The organism is Bacillus shivajii (assembly GCF_020519665.1).
Lineage (GTDB): Bacteria > Bacillota > Bacilli > Bacillales > Salisediminibacteriaceae > Bacillus_CA > Bacillus_CA shivajii.
On sequence record NZ_CP084703.1, the window covers coordinates 1,933,828 to 1,951,904 of the forward strand.

19 protein-coding genes are annotated in these 18,077 nt (G+C 38.1%); 13 read left to right on the forward strand and 6 right to left on the reverse strand.

Going from position 1 to position 18,077, the window contains the following annotated elements; genetic code table 11:
* Positions 1-472 precede the first annotated feature (472 nt).
* Positions 473-2,314, reverse strand: coding sequence for an SLC13 family permease (locus LGQ02_RS09440; protein WP_226517927.1), 1,842 nt, complete (start codon positions 2,312-2,314; stop codon positions 473-475).
* Between the two features lie 440 nt (positions 2,315-2,754).
* Between LGQ02_RS09440 and LGQ02_RS09445 the strand changes: the two genes are divergently transcribed.
* On the forward strand, positions 2,755-3,129 hold the full coding sequence (locus tag LGQ02_RS09445; protein ID WP_226517928.1) for a DUF6933 domain-containing protein: 375 nt from the start codon (positions 2,755-2,757) through the stop codon (positions 3,127-3,129).
* Positions 3,130-3,173: 44 nt separating this feature from the next.
* Here LGQ02_RS09445 and LGQ02_RS09450 read toward each other — a convergent pair whose 3' ends face one another.
* Together LGQ02_RS09450 and LGQ02_RS09455 are read right to left on the reverse strand one after the other, a co-directional pair.
* Positions 3,174-3,692: a hypothetical protein gene (locus LGQ02_RS09450; protein WP_226517929.1), complete on the reverse strand. Its 519-nt coding sequence runs from the start codon at positions 3,690-3,692 to the stop codon at positions 3,174-3,176.
* Between the two features lie 27 nt (positions 3,693-3,719).
* Positions 3,720-4,418: a hypothetical protein gene (locus tag LGQ02_RS09455; protein WP_226517930.1), complete on the reverse strand. Its 699-nt coding sequence runs from the start codon at positions 4,416-4,418 to the stop codon at positions 3,720-3,722.
* A 220-nt stretch (positions 4,419-4,638) separates the two neighbouring features.
* Between LGQ02_RS09455 and LGQ02_RS09460 the strand changes: the two genes are divergently transcribed.
* The 6 genes from LGQ02_RS09460 (at position 4,639) to LGQ02_RS09485 (ending at position 8,508) form a co-directional block, all read left to right on the forward strand.
* Complete coding sequence (locus LGQ02_RS09460; protein ID WP_226517931.1) at positions 4,639-6,210, forward strand: serine hydrolase domain-containing protein; 1,572 nt, start codon at positions 4,639-4,641, stop codon at positions 6,208-6,210.
* Positions 6,211-6,398: 188 nt separating this feature from the next.
* Positions 6,399-7,259, forward strand: a complete 861-nt coding sequence (locus LGQ02_RS09465; RefSeq protein WP_226517932.1) for an RpnC/YadD family protein — start codon at positions 6,399-6,401, stop codon at positions 7,257-7,259.
* 21 nt (positions 7,260-7,280) lie between these two features.
* On the forward strand, positions 7,281-7,439 hold the full coding sequence (locus tag LGQ02_RS09470; protein ID WP_226517933.1) for a hypothetical protein: 159 nt from the start codon (positions 7,281-7,283) through the stop codon (positions 7,437-7,439).
* 21 nt (positions 7,440-7,460) lie between these two features.
* Complete coding sequence (locus LGQ02_RS09475; RefSeq protein ID WP_226517934.1) at positions 7,461-7,655, forward strand: RpnC/YadD family protein; 195 nt, start codon at positions 7,461-7,463, stop codon at positions 7,653-7,655.
* A 20-nt stretch (positions 7,656-7,675) separates the two neighbouring features.
* Complete coding sequence (locus LGQ02_RS09480; protein WP_226517935.1) at positions 7,676-7,861, forward strand: hypothetical protein; 186 nt, start codon at positions 7,676-7,678, stop codon at positions 7,859-7,861.
* 155 nt (positions 7,862-8,016) lie between these two features.
* A complete protein-coding gene (locus LGQ02_RS09485; RefSeq protein WP_226517936.1) occupies positions 8,017-8,508 on the forward strand; it encodes a GNAT family N-acetyltransferase in 492 nt (163 codons plus the stop codon).
* Positions 8,509-8,785: 277 nt separating this feature from the next.
* On the opposite strand, the gene LGQ02_RS09490 is transcribed toward LGQ02_RS09485, so the two are convergent.
* From LGQ02_RS09490 to LGQ02_RS21385, 3 genes are all read right to left on the reverse strand, one after another.
* On the reverse strand, positions 8,786-9,967 hold the full coding sequence (locus tag LGQ02_RS09490; protein WP_226517937.1) for a PcsB-like coiled-coil domain-containing protein: 1,182 nt from the start codon (positions 9,965-9,967) through the stop codon (positions 8,786-8,788).
* Positions 9,968-10,341: 374 nt separating this feature from the next.
* Entirely contained in the window at positions 10,342-10,515 is a 174-nt protein-coding gene (locus tag LGQ02_RS09495) for a hypothetical protein (RefSeq protein ID WP_226517938.1), read from the reverse strand.
* Positions 10,516-10,722: 207 nt separating this feature from the next.
* Entirely contained in the window at positions 10,723-10,806 is an 84-nt protein-coding gene (locus LGQ02_RS21385; RefSeq protein ID WP_226518272.1) for a YjcZ family sporulation protein, read from the reverse strand.
* A 233-nt stretch (positions 10,807-11,039) separates the two neighbouring features.
* Between LGQ02_RS21385 and LGQ02_RS09505 the strand changes: the two genes are divergently transcribed.
* The 6 genes from LGQ02_RS09505 (at position 11,040) to LGQ02_RS09530 (ending at position 17,589) form a co-directional block, all read left to right on the forward strand.
* Positions 11,040-12,095: an LLM class flavin-dependent oxidoreductase gene (locus LGQ02_RS09505; RefSeq protein WP_226517939.1), complete on the forward strand. Its 1,056-nt coding sequence runs from the start codon at positions 11,040-11,042 to the stop codon at positions 12,093-12,095.
* An 87-nt stretch (positions 12,096-12,182) separates the two neighbouring features.
* Positions 12,183-12,989, forward strand: a complete 807-nt coding sequence (locus LGQ02_RS09510; RefSeq protein WP_226517940.1) for a CPBP family glutamic-type intramembrane protease — start codon at positions 12,183-12,185, stop codon at positions 12,987-12,989.
* Positions 12,990-13,166: 177 nt separating this feature from the next.
* Positions 13,167-13,751 carry a CBO0543 family protein gene (locus LGQ02_RS09515; protein ID WP_226517941.1) on the forward strand — a complete coding sequence of 195 codons (585 nt, stop codon included), beginning with the start codon at positions 13,167-13,169 and terminating at the stop codon, positions 13,749-13,751.
* A 440-nt stretch (positions 13,752-14,191) separates the two neighbouring features.
* Positions 14,192-15,472, forward strand: a complete 1,281-nt coding sequence (locus LGQ02_RS09520) for an MFS transporter (protein ID WP_226517942.1) — start codon at positions 14,192-14,194, stop codon at positions 15,470-15,472.
* Between the two features lie 320 nt (positions 15,473-15,792).
* Positions 15,793-16,833: an LLM class flavin-dependent oxidoreductase gene (locus LGQ02_RS09525; protein ID WP_226517943.1), complete on the forward strand. Its 1,041-nt coding sequence runs from the start codon at positions 15,793-15,795 to the stop codon at positions 16,831-16,833.
* A gap of 102 nt (positions 16,834-16,935) precedes the next feature.
* Positions 16,936-17,589, forward strand: coding sequence for an alpha/beta family hydrolase (locus LGQ02_RS09530; RefSeq protein ID WP_226517944.1), 654 nt, complete (start codon positions 16,936-16,938; stop codon positions 17,587-17,589).
* Positions 17,590-18,077 lie beyond the last annotated feature (488 nt).

Here is an 18,077-nt window from a genome sequence, read left to right on the forward strand (position 1 = left end):
GTCGTGAAAGAAAGTGAGGCGTACAAAAATTAGTGGTGTGGTGAAGAAATTGAGAAAGTGATGAACAAATCAAGAAAGTGATGAAGAAATCAAGAAAGTGATGAACAAATCAAGAAAGTGATGAACAAATCAAGAAAGTCGCAAGTAAATGAGTAAAGTCGCAAGTAAACGAGTGAAGTCGCAAGTAAACGAGTGAAGTCGCAAGTAAATCAAGAAAGTCGCAAGTAATTCGATAAAGTCACAAGTAAATGAGTAAAGTCGCAAGTAAACGAGTAAAGTCGCAAGTAAAGATTGGAAGTCGCAAGTAAAGGAGGAAAGTCGCAAGTAAACGAGTGAAGACGCAAGTAAATCAAGAAAGCCACAAGTAAACGTCCATCCAAATATAAACAAAATAACGCTCAAGCAAACAACCGCATGCACATGAAGTGCTTAAAACGGAAAAAGAAGCGCGAGAACCGTCCCCACGCTTCCATTAAAAAGGGAAAAACAATGGTAATAATAGTACCGCTATAATCGCAATTAGCACTTGTAACGGCACACCGACTCGAATAAAATCTAAAAACGTGTATTTTCCAGCGGCCATTACCATCGCGTTCGGCGGTGTTGCGACAGGTGTAGCAAATGCCATGCTTGATGAAAATGCAACCGCCATGACCATTGGCACTGGACTTACACCCATCTGTTCAGCGGTTAATATCGCAACCGGGAACAACAATACAGCTGTTGCGGTATTACTAATAAATTGACTGAATAAAGAGGTAATCACATAAAGACCTGCAAGTACGGCTAGGGGACCAACTCCACCTAAACTTTGAATAAGGCCTTCAGATAAAAATGTGACGCCACCGGTATTTTCTAAAGCGGTTGCCATCGGAAGCATACAGGCGATTAAGACAACTGTTTGCCAATCAATCGCTTGGTATGCTTGGTCAGTTTGTCTAATACATCCTGTTAAAATCATCAGTACTGCAGCAACAACAATCGCAACCACTGCAGGTGCCCATTCAAACACCATGGCTAACAGCATACCGAGTAGAATGATTCCAGCTATCCAGCTTTGTTTTGTCTCATTCACTAAATCTGTATCTTCAGCAGCTGACTTTAAAACGACCGTATCATTTTTTTCAGCAGACAAAAGGTTAATATCTTTCCATTTACCATGAACAAGGATCGAGTCACCATAAAGGAGCGTTTCATCTTCTTTAAAATTTTTCGGCTCACTGTACTGGTGCTTTAATGCCAAAACGGTTAAACCGTATTTTTCACGAAAGTTTACTTGTCTAATCGTTTGGTTGAGTAACCTTGATTGTGGTGTTAGAATGACTTCGGCTAAGTGAGATTCTTCAGGTTGATAAGCTTCATCGTTTTGTAGCACGACGCCAGTTTTTCCGATAAACTTATCGAGTGCTTCTTTTTCACCATAAATAATAAAAACATCGCCAGCTTCCACTTCATAACCTTTATCGACTGTAATCCTCTGCGGTTGGTTCCACGAAGTAAAGCGCTTCAATGATGACGATTCTGCTTTAATCACTTCCAAAACCGTAATATGGTATGTACTCGGTAACTGAAGCTCTTTAATTGTTTTTCCGATGAGCGCACTGTCGTTCGGTGTTTTTACCGCAAAAATATGATCGGCTACCCCGTATTGCTCAACTAATTGATCAGCATCAAACGTTTCTTTTGAACCTTTTTTCTTATCGACTGGCTTATCAAGCATTTTACGACCAACAAACCATAAATACGCAATTCCAGCTAATAACATAATGATACCGACGGGTGTAAATGCGAAAAATGAAAGAGAGCCATATCCCGCATCTTGTAGACTTTGGCTTGCGACTAAGTTTGGTGCTGTACCGATTAACGTTAATGCGCCACCCATACTGCTAGCAAAGGCTAATGGGATTAAAAGTTTGCCAGGGTGAAGATTCATTTGGCGACTCAAACTAACGACAATTGGTAGCAGGATCGCCACGGTCCCTGTATTGCTAATAAAACCACTTAACACAGCCACTAGAACGAACATAAACATCGTTAATTTCCACTCACTGTTGCCGGTCTTGTTAACGAGCAAGTCTCCAGCCTTTTGTGCTAAGCCACTTTGAAAAACGCCTGCGCCCACAATAAATAACGCAGCGATCATAATGACAACGCTATTGGAAAAACCAGCAAACGCTTCAGGAACGGTAATAAGCCCTGTTAACAATAAAGCGAGCAAAGCATTGATGGCGACTAAATCCGCTCGAAAACGAGGGATCAAAAAACAAATCGTCGTCGCTATTAAAATGAGAAAAACAAGTTGCATATCAGTCATCGTATCACCTTTTCAGAAGCGAGGGGACGGTTCCACTGCTTCCATGGATTTTGAAGCGAAGGGACGGTTCTTCTGCTTCCACACAAATGCTCTTTCCTTTTATCTGCATCGTAAAACATGTCACTTCTTAAAATACGCATTTCGTTAATTGGTTATTCTTAAATGTGGGGGTAGTTACATATAGGGGAGTAAATGAATTCACCATAAAAATATATTACGTTGATTCATGTTTCGTTTTTTTATAGATGGTAAACTAACTTCAGCTGTGATGATAGGAATAGAGGGGTTATAAAACGATAGGGAGACTGATTAAATGTATATACAATGTACGAAGAAACTTCTTGATGAGATGAAAATAAAACAGATTTTTGAGGCGGAGAGACCCATTATTTTCATGGCACGCGAATCTCATCAAGCTTAATAGGAAAAAAACGATTGTATTGGTCAATGACAAAAATCGTTATACCATTGTGTTATATGGTCTAAAAGCAAAAGATTATAAAAATCTAGAAGAGCTATTTATTGAAGGTGTTAAACAAGCGTTTAAAGAAGAAGGCATAAAAGCTGAAATGATCGACAAATATGTCCAGCATTCAAAGCAGTTTTTTTATGGGAAAACAAAAAATCGAACAACTGTTGCGAGGGTAAATCAGATTTGTAAAGAAATCGAGTTTTTTATAGATCGACTTGATTTAAATACAATCATTCAAACTCCTTTAAGTGTCTTTACGAGCCAATTGTTACGTGGGGACGGCAAAGGGGATTATATTTACCCGTACAAGGAAATGTATAAGGACTTAGAAAACTTTTGCTAAGTACCAGGGACTTGTCGAATTCGACAAGTCCCTGGTACTCTTACCTAACCCGACATTCTCACTTGGATCTTACAAATTAACTCCTCAAGTGCTTCATCAAACAAATCTTCGGTTAGCTGGTCTAAGTAGAGGGTTCCTTGGTCGATCCCTTCGTAATAAATTTGGTCATTAAAGTAAGGAGCCGTGAAATACTCATAGCTATCATCACTATAAATAAACTTTCCTTTAATTCTTCTCGTAAACTCTCGAAACAACTCATCGATCAAGATTTCTTCGATATTTAAACGAAGCCCTTTAATTTCCTCTTCAATTGATTCGAACAGCCAATCGGCATAGAGAGAGTAGCCTTCTTTTGGACAAAAAGCTGCTTCATTATAATGTAATACATAAGAATAGACAAGAAAATCGACACGCTGTCTAAGCTTATTCCAATATTCATTTGAGTCAAGAATCATTTGTATAATATTTCCGTACTGTTGTAAAAATCCAGTGTCATGTAAGCGACTTTCGAGATTCGCAGCATAAGACGGCTTATAATCACATTTCAGCTTTTCATAGATCAAGAAACCAGCTCCTCTCATAAAAAATGGTTAAAATTCATAGTTTAAGTCAATCCAGTCAGGGAAAGGAATGTCATGATAACGGCATGACCTTTTAATTTTCCGTAAAAAATATGGCCAATCTTTTTTTCTAGAGTGGGCTTGAAGCCCCTTTAAATTATTGTATTGTTCCATCTCCCTTTTTAGTTCTCCTTCAGAAAAGATGCCAGGATAGTAGGCTTGTTTACATTTTTCGCAAAACAAAGCATCATCGTTCTTCATACTTTTACTGTGGACTTTAACTGAAAATATCGACTGACAAACAGCACATACGTTTTGATTAGGTGGTTGCCGTTTCGGACGCCACTCAATGATTTTTTTCTGCAGTTCTTTAAACTTCAACATATATAAATAAATCTCATGTGCGAAAATCCCGTCGTCACCTTCAGCACGGTAGTAGTCCGAATACTCCTCAAACACTTCATCGATTGTATCAAGCATTTCGTCAGCTTTTAGGATGACCTGTATTCCACGTACGGCTAGTAAGTCAGCTTCCCAGTTCTCCAGCCAATCAATATAGTTCAACCGCATTAATTCATAGTCGTCAATATAAGGGTGATTCATGTCATCTGGTGCCTCATCGCATTCACTCATATACTCGTCATAACAATCGTTGCCACAAAAGGCTTTACCTAATTGATTCACTTTGTACATTTCATTGGTTTTGCCATCGCAATAACTGCAATTCATCGTCCAATCACTCCTTGAAAAATGTCTTAACAGCACCATACATACGCTAATTGTTTTTTGCTACGAATGAAAAAGTACCAGGGACTTGTCGGATTTCGACAAGTCCCTGGTACCTGTCTATAAAAAAAGAGGACATTTCCTTCGAATCGCGAAATATATCATTAATAAGAATATTTCATGGAAGCGGGAGAACCGTCCCTATGCTTCCGCGGAGGTGCTGATGATGAACAAAATTGAAGAGAGAATTGATGCTATTTTTTCGAAGTGGCAAGAGGGAGTATGTCCTGGTGGCCAAGTCGCTGTGAGACAAAAAGGAGAGCTCATTTATAAGAAAAACTTTGGTTATGCAAACATTGAGCATGAAATTCCAGTGAAAGATGAAACGGTTTTCCATGTCGCATCCGTTTCGAAGCAAGTGACAGTCATGTGTGTACTCTTACTACAAGAGGACGAGAAGTTGAACATTGATGATGACGTAAGAAAGTATGTCGGTGAGTACATAAACTTCGAAGAGCCGGTCACGATCCGCCAGATGATGAATAACGTGAGTGGTATTCGAGACCAATGGGAGTTGTTAGGGTTAAGTGGTGTAAGAATCGTTGATACGATCACGCAACGAGATGCACTATCTTTGATCGGCAAGCAAACACATCTTAATTTCGAGCCACAGTCACAATTTCTTTACAGTAACTCAAACTTTACGCTGCTCGCAGAAATTGTGGAACGTCTATCAGGGAAAACGTTGAATGAATTCGCAACAGAGAGGATTTTTCAACCGTTAGGGATGGAGAGCACATTTTTTAAAGATAACTATTGGAAAGTTATCCCGCATAAGGCGAAGTCATATCATGATGACGGAACTAGCAACTTTGTCTACAGCGTCTTAAACTATGGCACATACGGCGCGACGAGCTTGAACACAACGGCGTCTGATTTTTTAAAGTGGCTAGAAAATTATCATTCGCCGAAAATTTGCAGTGATGAGACGCTTACGTTGATGGCTGAAAACCCTACGTTAACGGATGGGAAAGAGTGTAGTTACGCAGGCGGTCTATTTGTTGGTAAATATAATGGTCACAAATACATCGAGCACGGAGGAGCAGATGCAGCGTACAGAAGTGCTGTCATGCACTTTACAGAAGATGATGTTGATATTGTTATTTTTTCCAATACGCAAAACATGTTAATGAAAGATGCCTCGTTAGCTGTCGCTGACGTCGTCTTTGAACACGACAAGGAAAAACAAAGTGACGAATGCCCGAAAGAGTATACGGAAGAAGTGAATTTAGAAGATCTCGCGGGTTTCTACTTCCCTCAATCTGATGCAATGTTCATGACTTTTGATATCACGCTAAAAGATGGTCAACTTCATTTGAGAAACCCTTATGGGGAGGCACCATTAAAGCACATTTCAGGCAACCATTTTAACATTGAGCACCTAAATTTCGACTTATATTTAGGTGAAAATAGTGTCCTTAAGACAAAAGACAAGCTGGTTCCTTTGAAAAAACTGAATGCCTTTCAATCACCAGAAAGCTCCATATATCAAGGTAGGTATGAAAGTAGTGAGCTTGATACAACTTATGAAGTTGTTGAAAAAGATGGAGTTTTGCACTTGTCACACTCACGAAATGGCGACCAACCGTTATACGAAATTGAGGAAGATACATTTGTTACAAATATTTTCTTTCCTTATAAGGTTGAATTTAAGAAAAAAAACGGTGTGGTAACTGGATTTACTTTTACGGGTAGTAGAGTGAAAAATATTGAGCTAGTAAAGTCAAAAAAATAGTAGATCAACTAACGCATGGGGGGTTCAATGAACAAACCTCATGCGTTTTTTACGTTCCGCCAACGTACTTGGGTGAACATTTTAATGTAAGAAAATAAAATTTCCTTAACTCTTACATTTTTTATTGACAAGAACGTACGTTCGTTGTATTTTATATACAAACGAACGTTCTTATAGGAGATGGTGATATGACGAAAGACCGCTTAGATCACGACAGGCTATTCAAAGAGTTGATCGAAACGTTTTTTGAAGAATTCATACTCTTGTTTTTCCAGGATGTTTATGAACATTTAGATTTTAGTGAAGTCCGATTCCTCTCCGAAGAATTATTTACTGATGTCACAGAAGGGGACAAATTCCGTCTTGATTTAGTCGTTGAAGTGAAGTTAAAAGGGGAGCCGGGACTTATCATTGTCCACGTTGAACCGCAATCTTATGAGCAAGAAGCTTTCAACGAACGTATGTTTATTTATTTTAGCCGTCTCTATCAAAAATATCGGCGCAAAATTCTACCTATAGCAATCTTTAGTTATAACCATCAACGAGATGAACCAAACACCTTCCAAATAAACTTTCCATTTTTCCAACCATTAGATTTCCACTACTTGACCGTTGAACTGAAAAAGCAACCTTGGAGAAGGTATATTATTTCTGATAATCCTGTCGCTGCAGCATTACTAAGTAAAATGGGATATAATAATAGTGAGAAAGTAGAAGTGAAGAAAGAGTTTTTTCGGATGCTTTTACGGTTACAATTAGATAAAGCACGAGAAACTATGATCGCTGGTTTTTTTGAGACATACTTAAAGTTGAACGAACAAGAAGAACGTCAATTTCAAGAAGAGGTGAAAGCAATGAGTCCTAAGGAAGGAGATAAAATTATGGAGATAATGACTTCATATGAGCGAAAAGGTATGGAGAAAGGCATGGAAAAAGGCATATCAGCAGTAGCAAAAAAGCTTTTGTCAAAAGGAATGCCAGTGGAAGAAATCATAGAAGTGACAGGCCTATCAAAGGAACAAGTCGAGCAATTGAAAGAAGAAATATAAATCGAGGATTAAGGAGATAAAATGATGGAGATCATGACTTCATACGAGCGAAAAGGCATGGAAAAAGGCATATCAGCAGTAGCAAAAAAGTTGTTGTCAAAAGGAATGCCAGTGGAAGAAATCGTAGAAGTGACAGGCCTATCAAAGGAACAAGTCGAGCAATTGAAAGAAGAAATATAAATCGAGGATTAAGGAGATAAAATGATGGAGATCATGACTTCATATGAGCGAAAAGGTATGGAAAAAGGTATGGAAAAAGGATATCGTAAAGGGAAAAAACTTGCGAAGGTAGAAGTAGCAAAAAAATTGTTGTCAAAAGAAATGCCAGTGGAAGAAGTCGTTGAAGTAACAGGCCTATCAAAGGAACAAGTTGAGCAATTGAAAAAAGAAATATAATAGAGGATTAAGGAGACAAAATGATGGAGATCATGACTTCATACGAGGGAAAAGGCATGGAAAAAGGTTTTCGTATAGGGAAAGAACTTGCGAAGGTAAAAGTAGCAAAAAAGTTGTTGTCAAAAGGAATGCCAGTCGAAGAAATCGTAGAAGTTACAAGACTAACAGAGCATCAAGTCAAACGGTTGAAGGAAGGAATTAAATGATAATGAATGCACGCTTTACATCTCAAGAAGGCACATAACTCCCCCTGGACGATAATGGTCAGGGGGATTTCATATGTTAAAATTTATGCGGAGATGAATTTAAAAAAGTGCGGATTAAGCACGAAAACCGTCTCATACTTAAGGGGGGAAGGACGATGTTAACAATAAGAAACGTCAATGACGAAGATCTACCTGTTTTAATACATATCGAAAACCAATGTTTTACTGAAGAAGAAGCCGCAACGGAAGAGGCATTTAAACAACGGATTCAACAGATCCCGGACAGTTTTTTTGTCGCTGAAAAAAATAGCGAAGTGGCAGGGTATATAAATGGCCCTGTCATTCAAACACGATACATCACAGATGATCTGTTCACCAACATCATCAAAAACCCCACACACGGACATCATCAAAGCATTCTTGGTTTGGCTGTTTCCCCAAAGTTCCAACGAGAAGGGGTGGCAAGGGCGTTACTGCAACATCTCGATAAAGAAGCAAGTGCAAAATCTCGCGAAACGATCACGTTAACTTGCAAAGGCAACTTAATTTCTTTTTATGAAAAACACGGGTATGTAAATGAAGGAGTTTCCGATTCTACTCATGGTGGAGTTGTTTGGTACAATATGAGCAAAATGATAAAAAAATAGGTATTCATTAATAGTTTTTAGAATTAATGGTGATAATTCCACGTGAGACAGAATTACCGCACGTGAGACAGAATTACCGCACGTGAGACAGGATAATCGCACGTGAGCCGGAATAATCGCACGTGAGACGGAATAATCGCACGTGAGCCGAGCTTACCGCACGTGAGACAGGATGATCGCACACGAGATGCGATAACCGCACGTGAGTCGGGTTATTTACCCAAATAAAAAACGCTTCAACTAACTAATTTTAGTTGAAGCGTTCCATTCATTTCAATTAGTCTAACACGCGTATTTGCACGGTCTGCCTTCCGAATGATAATGCGTCAGAGCGGTCATTCATAAAGATATCGATTTTATTTCCGACAATTGCACCACCAGTGTCTGCAGCTAAAAATGTTCCAAGCCCTTTAATTTCGACACGTGATCCTAGTGGAATAACGCTTGGATCGGTGGCAATGACTTTTGCATTAGGGTTTGCTCGTAAGTCAATTCCGGTTCTCGTTACACCGGAACAGCCTTCACAATATGCAGTGTATGCTGTAGCTGTGAACGATCTCCAGTTACCACCATTGGAATCAGAATTTTGCCCATCGTTTGATCTACTAACTGAATCAGAACGGTTACTGCGTTCTTCTTTTTCTCTTTCAGCTTCTAACTTAGCTTGCCTTTCAGCTTCTAAACGTGCTTCTTCCTTAAGACGTAATTCCTCGATTTGATTACGGACGCTCTCTTCTTGAGAAGCTAAATCTTTATCCTCTTTTATTAATTTTTGAACAAGTCTTTCTTGTTCTTCCTCATTTTCTTTCATTTTATCTCTTAACTGAATCGTTTGTTCTCGCTGTTTTTCAATTTCTTCATACATATCTTCTAGTTCAATGGCTTGGTTGACTAGCTTATGTAATGTTTCTTCATAATCACTTTGTACATCTGCAAGCTCTTGCTGTCTTTGTTCAAGTTGTTCGATGAAATGATTATCCGCCTCGGCGATTTGCACGATACTAAATACTCGACTAACAAAGTCACCAAAACTCTGTGCTCCTAAAATAACCTCTATATACGAAGCGGTACTCGTTCCATTTCTTTGATAAGATCTCGCTCGGTCTTTTAATAATTCGACACGTTGATAAATATCTTCTTTAAGTATGTTAATTTCAGACTCTAAATGGTTGATTTCATTTTCATTGTCCTCAATTTTGCTTTCGATCCCATCAATTTTTTCTTCTTTCGCTTTAATCGTTTCGTCGAGATAAGAAACCTCACTATTTAGTTGTTCACGCTCTAATATTCGTTCAGTAAGTAAACTTTCAGCATCATCAAGCTCCGATTGAATCGCTTGACGTTCATTTTGAATCTGTATCTCCTCATTTTCAAATGTTCCTGTAGCAAAAACTCCGCCAGTGATAAATAAATGTACCAATCCACTGAACAAAAATATAATGGTGAGTTTTTTTAACACACAGCTTTCCCCCTAGTGAAAATCGTTTCTCTATCTATGTAACAGATATTTTAGAAAAATAGTTATTTCCAATAATAACAGCCAAGTGTGACAACTTCGTAATAGATATATTATATTTATGTAACAATTTAAGAGTCTATTATACTATAACAACAGAAGAATAAGCGGAACTGATCGTCATTTCCGTCTATAAGACTATAAAATGAAAATTGACGAGACTTGCTAATATTGTTTTCAATATAGAAATAAAAACTGGGGTACTGATTTACTAGTGAAAGCTTGTTTAGGGATGTTTAAAAATAATGAAGGAAAAAGGAATGATTGTTGAAGTAAATGAATGAAGAAAAGGAACCGGAGGGCGGTTCCTTTAACGGTTATTTTTTCTTATTTGGGTTCTTTAAGTCAGCTTTGCTATTACGTTTGGCGTTTCTATGGTTTCCTTTACTGTTATCACCAGTCGCTACTTCTTGTCCAAATTCAGTATCTAACTGTCCACCTCTTTTTGGTGAGCTTTGATTTTCGCTGCCTTGATTGTTACGCTTTGTCATTTATTGACACCTCCATTTAATATGTACCTTATTATCATCCCAAGCTTTACTTGTTTCATTACAAACTCTGATGGAAAAATTTTCGGTTTAATTGTTTAAATGAAAACATGGCAGGTGGAGGCACCTGCCATGTTATTTTCTAATGATAATATTTTTGGGAAAAGGGATTAAAGTCTTGTCACTTACAACCTTATTCATTAGTGATTCTTAAAATGTGCAGAAGCACCCAACAATCACTAACAAGATAAACAGAACTAACACAAGTGGAAAACCGTGGTAACCGTGACTCACAATAATACCTCCTTTATTCGTGATACTACATACTATGACTTTCTAAAGGCAAGGTATAGTTATATGTCCCGGTTTAAGGAGAATTAGGCCATAAAAAAATGTCTTGGGTTTTCAAGCAAAATAATATCAATCATTCTACTTACAATTTATAATGTGCTTATAAAAAGAATATATCTTACAAAAAGGAAGCAGAAGAACCGTCCCCCCGCTTCCAAAAAGGAAAGGTGACTGTTTTGGAAAAGTATCGGATAGATCAAAGTAAAGGACTCGAATTTGGCATATACACGTTAGGTGACCATTTACCAAATCCTTCAACAGGAGAAAGAATCTCAGCGGAGGATCGTATTCACGAAATTATTAACTATGCAAAGCTCGCTGATCAAGCTGGTGTTGATTTTTTCAGTGTCGGTGAGAGTCATCAAGAATATTTTGCAACCCAAGCTCATACGGCTGTTTTATCAGCGATTGCGCAAGCGACGAGTAAAATAAAAATTGCAAGTTCCTCAACGATTATTAGTACGTCAGATCCTGTGCGCGTTTACGAAGATTTCGCAACGATCGATTTAATCTCAAAAGGCCGGGCAGAAATCGTTTGTGGTCGCGCTTCCCGTGTCGGTCTTTTTGAGCTACTAGGTTATGACATTAACCATTATGAAGAATTGTTTGAAGAGAAGTTTGATCTGTTACGTCAAATAAATGAAAATGAAGTGGTCAATTGGCAAGGAGAATTCCGGGCTCCGTTAAAAAACGCGAAAGTTTTACCACGTCCACAAAATGGATCCATGCCGATTTGGCGTGCAGTAGGTGGTTCTCCTGGAAGTGCGATCAAAGCTGGTTACGCGGGAGTACCGATGTTCCTTGCTCATTTAGGAGGACATGTGATGAGCTTCAAACGCTCGATTGATGCGTATCGTGAAGCGGCAAAACAAGGTGGCTTCGACCCAGCGGAGTTACCCGTTGCAACGGCAGGATTCTTCTATGCTGCTGAAACATCTCAGCAAGCAATTGAAGATACATACCCACATATTAATGAAGGAATGAAAAAAACAAATGGCCGTGGTTTCCCAAAAGAAGCGTATGCACAAGGTGTCGATCCGCATAATGTCATGAATATCGGCAGTCCGCAACAAATCATTGAGAAAATCCTTTATCAACATGAAGTTTATGGTCACCAACGTTATATCGCACAAATCGATTTCGGTGGCGTCCCATTTGAGAGACTTGAAAAAAATCTAGAGATCATTGGAACAGAAATCTTACCAGCGATCAAAAAGTATACAGCAAAATAAAAAAGGTGCCAGTCACTTGTCGACTTACGTCGAATTCGACAAGTGACTGGCACTTTAGTTTTGTCATAATTGTATGTTTGTACAAGTATGATGGTAAAAAGTCAAAAGGAGGGGGACGCGCTGTTTGTTTTACGAGTCATTGCAGGTACAGTTGTGGCCATTGTCGTTATAACAACCATGTATTTATTAAATGGACATTTAAAGCTCGGTATGACAGCAAGTGATATCGATATGTTTACGTTACCGTTTATTACAATCATCTTTTTCCTCATTGTATTCCCGACACTTCGAAAACATTTTTTTGAAGTCTTTGTAAAAACGAAGGAATTGCACCTAATAATCGGACTGCCGATATTATTCGTTCTTACTAAATTATTTGTTACATACGCATACATGTTTTTGCCGTTGTTTTTTCAAGGTGAAAAAGTTGGCATCGGAAGTAACCAATATGTTGCAGGTGATGAGTTGAGTATTATTGGAATGCTTACATTATCAAGTGTCCTGGCCCCATTTAATGAAGAATTTCTTTTTCGGTTCTTTCTTCTGTTTTTTATCCCGTATGTTTTTTTACACGCTATGACCAATGAAGACGGTAGTCAATTATCAGGCGTTGCGCTGACCATCCATTCAAATGCAAGCCATTTATATAATAAAATATTCCTAGAAGAAAACCGACTCATCATCATGACATGGGTTATTGCGGTTTCCTGCTTCTTTTCGTATTTGCACGGCCCTGATATGGTAGCATTTCCGATTTATTTTGTAGGTGGGCTACTATACAGTTACCTTTTTCTAAAATATGGCTTTTTAGCGGCATGGTTTGCTCACGGTTTTTCCAATGCGATGTCGCCGATTATATACATGATATTTCTCGCGTTTTTTTATAGTGCCTGATCCCAATGCGTTAAAGTTTTAACGTACTAGGGGTCAGGCAGTTTCACTTTCAATTGTTCGTTTAAAAGGCAAGAGGTTGACCACAATCGTGTTCACACTTCGTAGCGAGAGGGGGAATAGCATATGAAAAATAAGGTTAAATTACCTGATAATAATATGAATCATCAGGGTGGGTAAATGATGAAAAAACAATTTGAAGCTTTGAAGCAAATTAAAACGATGGTTGAAGAATTAAGCAATACACAAATCGAATATTGGCAGTCATTTTCTAACTTAAGTACTTGGCAGTTCTGGGGAGTCGTTTTAATGTTGATTGTTCCACTCATTGTATTTTTCACGTCAATTGATCGAAAAAATATATTATTACTTGGCTTCTTCGGATTTAATTATCACGTCTGGTTTCAATACGTAAATTCCGTTGGGATTAAACTAGGCTTATGGGAATACCCTTATCAGCTTGTCCCGTTTTTACCTAGCTTTGTCTTAGACGCTTCGCTCGTTCCAATAAGTTTTATGTTTCTATATCAATGGACGTTGAAAACAAATAAAAATATTTATCTATACTCTTTGTTATTGTCTGCCTTTTTTGCTTTTATCATGAAACCGATTATGGTGAATTTCCATTTTTTCCATATGTACAAAGGGATCAATTATTTTCATCTTTTTCTATTTTATATGTTGTTCTTCATTGTATCTAAACTGATTACGAACTTATTTTTATGGATGCAAAAAAAGGAGAAAAATAAACAACCTTACCAGTAAGAAAAGCCTCAGTTAAGATGCCAGCCCCAATTTGGGTGAAAGCGCAAATATGGCGGGCTTTTTTCATTTGTAAGGATAGCTATTCATTCACCCATAAACGGTCACTTGCCTTCAGAACGGTAAAAAAATGAACCGCGACTGACACCATTCGGGTTAAATGGAACATGGTATGACAAGATAGTGGATAAACGTAAATATGAGGTGTCCTTTAGCAATGACAAAACATGAAATAATCGTCTTTTTAGAAGCCCAATGTATAAAAATTGGGCTGTATTTTTTTCGCCTAACTCGGGTTCTCGTTCACCTCTGAAAGATGAAATCATCGAAAATTCACCAATTTCTAGGTAAACCCTTTACATTGAATAATTTTGAATAACGATTATCAAAATATATGGGAACGTTGTTTATGGTGTAGGTAGTACGTAAAGGAGATTTGAAAAGTGAAGAAGAAAATAGATCTCATCGCACTCGCATCAATACCATTGATCGTCACGTTAGGGAATGCAATGTTTATACCGGTATTACCTACAATGGAAAGAGAACTTGATATTACACCATTTCAATCGAGCCTCATTATTACGGTGTATTCCGTTGTTGCTATTGTTCTTATCCCTTTTTCAGGATATTTATCAGATAAATACGGACGTAAAAGAATAATCATTCCCAGTTTAATCTTAACGGCAATTGGCGGAGCAATTGCTGCGTTTGCAGCATGGCAACTAACCAATCCTTATATCTATATTTTAATTGGCAGATTTATTCAAGGGATAGGTGCTTCAGGAGCATTTCCTGTTGTCATCCCAACCGTTGGTGATATGTTTGATGACGAAAAAGAAGTAAGCAAAGGTTTAGGAATCATTGAAACATCTAATACATTGGGGAAAGTGCTAAGTCCTATTTTAGGATCCTTATTTGCGTTGATTGTCTGGTTTTTTCCGTTTGTTGTCATTCCTGCAATTACGCTTATTTCCATTTTATTAGTTGGGTTTCTTGTAAAGCCTCCAAAAGAGCCAGAGGAGAAAAAACAATTTGGGCTGTTCTTTAAGAAATTAACCTATATTTTTAAAGTTAATGCCGGGTGGTTAGTTGGTGTTTTCCTCATCGGTTTTATTAGTATGTTTGTCCTGTTTGGGTTTCAATTTCATTTATCCAACCTTTTAGAAAATCAGTATCAAATTAATGGATTAAATAGAGGCCTCATATTAGCTGTGCCTCTTCTGTTTTTATGTACCGCCGCATTTTTCACTGGAAAGAAAATTGGTAGTAGTAAAACCTTAATGAAATGGCTAATTTTTGCAGGGTATATGTTCGTTTTTGGTTCACTGGTCTTTATTCAACCTGAACAAAAATTATTCTTTATTTTAACGATGATGACAATCGCAAGTATTGGGATTGGGATGTCACTTCCTTGTTTAGATTCTTTAATTACTGCAGGTATTGAAAAGGAAGAAAGGGGAACGATTACTTCTGTTTATACAAGTATGAGATATATAGGAGTAGCAGCAGGCCCCCCACTTATTGCGCTAATGATGAAAAACATCCCAAACGTTATTTATATCGTATTAGCATGTTTAGGTGTCTTAGCAGCACTAGCTGCACTATTAATGATAAGACCGAATAAGAAAAAGAATAAGACGGCAGAAATCCATGGACTGGCCGAAAAACTAAACAACAAGAATGAAACAAGTAGCGTTTTTAAGGCGATAAAGGAAAAAAAATAAAAAAAGTACCTTTGAAGGGTGCCGGCCCCCAATGCGTTAAAACTTTAACTCACTGGGAGCAGGCACCTTTTTGAGAGCGAATCACCGCACGTGATAACATTTCACCGCACGTAAGATCAATTCATCGCACTTGAGAAGGAATCATCGCACGCAAGACAGAAATATCGCACGTGAGATGGAATCAACACACACGAGAAGAAGCACAAGAACCGCCCCGATGCTTCTCACTTGAAATCACTCACCCTAAGGAGCAAAATAAGATTATTACATATAAAGAAATCTGCTTACATGTTAGCTGAAGATATGAAGGAGGATGCTTTTTGGAACTAGGGATTAGTACATTTGTTGAAGCAACACCAGATGCTCAAACTGGCGAGGTCATTAGTCACGCACAACGAATTCGCGAAGTTGTTGAGGAAATTAAACTGGCCGATCAAGTCGGATTAGATGTTTTTGGAGTAGGTGAGCACCATCGTGAAGATTTTGCCGCATCGTCTCCTGCAGTGATACTCGCTGCTGCCGCGTCACAGACAGAGCGAATTCGACTGACAAGTGCTGTAACAGTCCTTTCATCTGATGATCCGGTACGTGTTTTTCAAGATTTCGCAACGGTTGATGGAATATCAAATGGACGAGCTGAAATCATGGCAGGACGCGGATCGTTTATCGAATCGTTTCCGCTGTTTGGGTATGATTTACACGATTATGATGAGCTATTTAATGAAAAACTCGAGTTATTGTTGAAATTACGAGAAAACGAGATCGTATCCTGGAAAGGAAAGCATAGACCTGCTATTCAACATCGTGGTGTATACCCGCGTCCAGTACAAAATCCATTACCAGTTTGGATCGGCAGTGGCGGAAATCCAGAATCTGTTGTTCGTGCTGGACAACTCGGACTCCCACTTGTGTTAGCAATTATCGGTGGACGTCCAACACAGTTTGCCCCACTCGTTGAACTTTATAAAAAAGCAGCCGCTCAAGCTGGCCATGACCCTTTAAATTTACCTATTGCTTCGCATTCGCACGGTTTTATCGCAGAAAGTACAGAAAAGGCGGCGGACAAATTTTTCCCTTCTACACAACATGTTATGAATGTAATTGGACGCGAGAGGGGCTGGAGCCATTACGACAGGTCAAGCTTTGACGCAGCAAGAAGTTTTGAAGGTGCGCTGTATGTCGGTGATCCAGATACAGTCGCTGAAAAAATAATTCATTTACGTAAAAACGTAGGTATCACACGGTTTATGTTGCACTGTCCACTAGGAACGATGCCACATGAAGATGTCATGCGCTCCATAGAATTATTAGGAACAGAAGTTGCCCCACGAGTTCGAGAGGAAATTTTAAAATGGGAGTAAGGGCACTCATCTTAACGGTCATTTGATAGCGTGAGTATATTAAAGGCGGTTCTCACGCTCCTATTACCTTCTAAACACATAATTTAGGCGGAGGGGATTGACATGTATAATGTTGAAACAAAAATTGTTAAAGGGTACAAAGAAATAGATGTTCCTTATACGTTATTGAGCAAGGGAGGGGGTTCTACCAAATTAGCAATTATTCTTCCAGGGGCAGGATATACGGCACAGGCACCTCTTCTTCATTACTCAACAGGAGTATTCGTAAATAAATCGTATGATGTTTTACAAGTTAATTATCAATACAATAGCAAAGTCTATGAAGACTATACTATCGAAGAAATAAGTCAGGCAATTAAATTAGATGTAAAAACTGTCATTGATGATGTTTTAATGAATAAATCATACGAGAATCTTATTCTAATTGGGAAATCACTCGGTACAATTGCAATGAGTTCTGAATTAAATAGAGAAAACTTAAAGGGCGCAAAAGCCATTTGGATGACTCCGTTAATTCAGAGAGAGGAAGTTTTACAGGCAATCATAAATAGTAAAAATAAAGGATTATGTATTATTGGAAGTGAAGACCACTGTTACACAGAAGAACGATTCGCTAACGTCTTGGAAAACCGAAACATCACCACAAAATTAATTCCAGGTGTTAATCATAGTTTAGAATATGATGAAAAAGCAGTGGAATCTATTGATGTGTTGAAAAGTGTGATAAATGATATCGATCAATTCTCAAATGGTTAAAGCTTAAACATACTTACGCGTGCAATTAGTTTTTTTATGTTGTGTATGAAGGTCGTGTAAAGAGGTAAGTATATAATAGAAAGAACACGAAATGAATATTATGTTTATTTAAATCTAATCCGATTTACTTCTTAATCATAAAAAAAGTTTGTGACAGCTCCTTGCTGTTTTACTTTTTTTATGATAAATTCATATATCTGCGCGAAAACAAAGGAAAGAAACAAACGTTACGCAGAACTTTATAATGTGTTAAGATGATATTTGTCGCTGAAACAATACCGTTTCACGATAGAACGACAGAATTTCTTTTGGGAAAACTGTTGCGCGGAATCAATAAACGTGTTAAGATAAATCTTGTCGTCAAAAAACACATAACTTGCCAAAAAACATCTTCTCTTCTTTTTAAAAAAAGGTGTTGCGCAGAATTTCGTGTTGTGGTACAATAGATTTTGTCGCAGAAACGACGTATTGACCTTTGAAAACTAAAC